The following is a 3,176-nucleotide window of genomic DNA, read 5'->3' as shown; positions in this document are numbered from 1 at the left end:
CACGCTCATCCGCCTGCTGGACGGTGCCGACCGCGTGCGCCGCGAACCCACCGACCCGCGCACCCATGTTTACCGGTTCGATCGCGGCGGCGAATCGACCCATGTGCTGTGGGCGCCCGACGGGCCGGTTGCCGTGTCCGTCGACCTGTCCGCCGGCGCGCAGCTGACCGACCTGGTCGGCCAAACGCACGCCCTGCCGGCCGGCACCCATACCCTGACCCTGGACCGCAATCCCGTGTACCTGCACGGCGCGGTGCGGCAGCTGGACGCCACCCGCCCGGACACCCTGGTGGCGGACGCGCGGGAGGACTTCCGCGTCGCGGCGGCCGGTGGTCGCTGGCGGTACGGCGCCTACCTGATGCCGCCTCACGCGGGTCCGGGTGTGTGCGCCGGGCCCGGCGCCGAGCCGGTTGCCCTGCGCGTGCGGCAAAACGTCTGGGAGTCGTTCTATGGCGATCCGCGCTGGCCGGCACTGCGGGTCAGCGCCGGAAACCAGCACCCGGCGGGCAGCCAGGGACAGGCCGTGTGGGCAGTGCGCAGCTATCGCGCCGACGAGGCCGGGCCGGTGCAGGTGCGCGGTGCCTTCCGCCGGCACGGCAAGGGGGACGGCGCGGGCGCCTGCATCCTGCTCGACGGCACGCCGGTGTTCGAGGCGCTGTTGCCGCCCGGTGCCGGTCAGCGCGCCGCCTTCGACCTTTCCGTGCCGCTGCGCGCCGGGAGCCGGCTGGACTTTGTGGTCACCCCCGGACCGGCGCTGGACATCAACCACGACGCGGTCGCCGTGGCGGCGCGCGTGTCCCGACCGCGAGCCGGCGAATGAGCGCGGTGGAGCCCACCGAGCCGGTCACGCCGCCTGGCGCCGGGTGGCTTTCGCGCCAGTCGCCGGCCCTGCGGCGCGTTGCCCTGAACATGGGCTGGCTGGGCCTGGAGCAGGTGGTGCGCATGGCCACCGGGCTGGTGGTGGGCATCTATGTGGCCCGGCACCTGGGGCCGGCCGGGTATGGCGTCATCGGCTACGCCACCGCGCTGATGCTGATCGGCAGCGCCCTGTCGCGCATGGGCCTGCAGGAGGTGGCCACGCGCGACCTGGTGCGTGACGAACCGGGCCGCAACCTCACCCTGGGCAGCGCCTTTGCCTTGCGCCTGGCCGGCGGCGTGCTGGCCTATGGCGTGCTGCTGCTGTTCGGCCTGAATGCGGCGGCGGACCCGCAAACGCGCCTGGCGGTGCTGGTCATCGGCGCCGGCGTGCTGGCGCAGCCGTTCGACATGGCCAGTGCCTGGTTCCAGGCCCATCAGCGCCTGGCGCCACTGGCCCTGGCGCGCCTGACCGGCGTGCTGGGCTGCGCGGCGCTGCGTATCGGCTTTGTGCTGACGGACAAGCCGCTGCTGTGGTTTGCCTGGCCGGTGGCGGCCGAGATTGCCCTGGGCGCCGGCCTGATCATGGGCCTGTATGCCCGTGCCGGCGGCAGCCCATTGGCCTGGCGGGTCAAGGGGGCGCGGCTGCGCGCGCTGCTCGGCGCGGCGCTGCCGCTGACCCTGGCCATCGGCACCACCGAGCTTTCCCTGCGCCTGCCGCAGGTGTTGCTGATGCAGCTCGGCAGCGTGGCGCAGGTGGGCTACTACGCGGCGGCCACGCGCCTGTCGGAGGCGCTGTACATGCTGCCGGTCATGGCCTGCACGGCGCTGTTTCCCATGGTGGTGCGCGCGCACGACCACGGTCCGGAGACGTACGCACGGCGCATGGAGGCGTTCTACGGCTTCATGTTCTGGGGCGGCGTGGCGGTTGCGCTGCCGCTGAGCCTGCTGGCGCCGTGGCTGATCCGCCTGCTGTTTGGCCCCGACTACGTGGCCGCCATCGATGTGCTGCGTATCCACGCCTGGTCGCTGCCGCTGGTTGCGCTGGGGGTGGCCCGTTCCCGGACCCTGATTGCCGAGGATCTGCCGCGTTTCAACCTGCTGGCGGCGGGCGTAAACCTTGTCGCAAATGCACTGCTGGCCTGGTGGCTGATACCGCCGCTGGGGGCCACGGGTGCCGCCTGGGCAAGTGTGCTGCCACGGCTGGTCAGCGTCGTGGCCATCAATTTCCTGTTTGCCCGCACCCGGCGCCAGGGTGTGGTCATGGTCCGGGGGCTGTGGGCGCCCGGGGTGTTGTTCGGCTACCTGCGTGCCCGGAGGGCGACATGATGGCGTCGGTATCGGTCGTGCTGTGTTGTCACAACAGCGTGCAGCGCCTGCCGTCTACCCTGAGGCATCTGGCGGCGGTGAACGTACCGCCGGGGCTGGACTGGGAGGTGGTGGTGGTGGACAACGCGTCCACCGACGACACGCCCGCCTGCGCCCGGAACCTGTGGGCACAGGCCGGCGCGCCGGCCCCGCTGCAGGTGGTGCCGGAACCCCGTCAGGGGCTGAACTATGCCCGCTGGGCCGGCATTCGCGCGGCACAGGGCGACATCGTCAGTTTCGTCGACGACGACAACTGGGTGGATGCGCGCTGGCTGGCGGTGCTTGCCGAGGTGTTCAGCGCGCAGCCCGGTGTGGGCGCGGTGGGTGCCTGGGCCGAGCCGGTTTCCGAGGGCGCCATCCCGCCCTGGTTCGAGCGCGTGCAGCACCTGTACGCCTGCGGCCCGCAGGGGATGGCAGCCGGCCCGGTGCCGGCGACGCGGGGTTATCTGTACGGTGCCGGCTTGTCGATCCGCCGTGAGGCGCTCGCGGCGCTGGATGCCGCCGGCTTCGCGCCGCGCCTGGTCGGCCGCAGTGGCACCAGCCTTGCCGGTGGCGAGGACAGCGAACTGTGTCGTGCCTTGCTCGGCGCCGGTTGGGTGCTCTGGTACGAGCCACGGCTTCGCCTGCAACACTTCATGCCGCCCGGCCGGCTGTCGCTGGACTATGCGCGGCGCCTGAGTTTCGAGATGGGCCGTGCTGCGGTCAGGCTGGAGCTTTCCTCGCCCCTGATGGGCCGCCGCCGGGCCAGTCGCCTGTTGCGCCTGCGGCCGCTGGCCGCCCTGTGGTACACCGCGCGCTGGAGTGCAAAGGCGCTGCCATTCCCCGGCCGGGCGCGACATCCGGTTGGCGCGAGCTATCACTTTGGCCGGTTGGCGCAGGTGTTGGAGCCTCGCAAGCGCGCGTGAGAATTAGGTGCTCCGGCTCGTGGGATTTGGGGACGCTTCCCTCAGCGT

Annotated in this window: 3 protein-coding genes; all 3 read left to right on the top strand. The window is 72.2% G+C overall.

The annotated features are described in order from the left end of the window. Nucleotides 1–820: hypothetical protein (locus tag ABYX71_RS11310; RefSeq protein WP_372696600.1), on the top strand; the 820-nt coding region annotated here is incomplete at its 5' end. Continuing rightward, complete coding sequence (locus ABYX71_RS11305; protein WP_372696599.1) at nt 817–2,184, top strand: flippase; 1,368 nt, start codon at nt 817–819, stop codon at nt 2,182–2,184. The genes ABYX71_RS11310 and ABYX71_RS11305, both read left to right, overlap by 4 nt. Further along, nucleotides 2,181–3,128 (top strand): glycosyltransferase, encoded by a 948-nt coding sequence (locus ABYX71_RS11300; RefSeq protein WP_372696598.1) that lies wholly within the window; start codon nt 2,181–2,183, stop codon nt 3,126–3,128. The genes ABYX71_RS11305 and ABYX71_RS11300 overlap by 4 nt, the downstream gene beginning before the upstream one ends. Nucleotides 3,129–3,176 lie beyond the last annotated feature (48 nt).

Origin of the sequence: Immundisolibacter sp. (assembly GCF_041625615.1) — a bacterium.
Lineage (GTDB): Bacteria > Pseudomonadota > Gammaproteobacteria > Immundisolibacterales > Immundisolibacteraceae > Immundisolibacter.
This window is presented reverse-complemented; position numbering and strand designations above follow the sequence as displayed.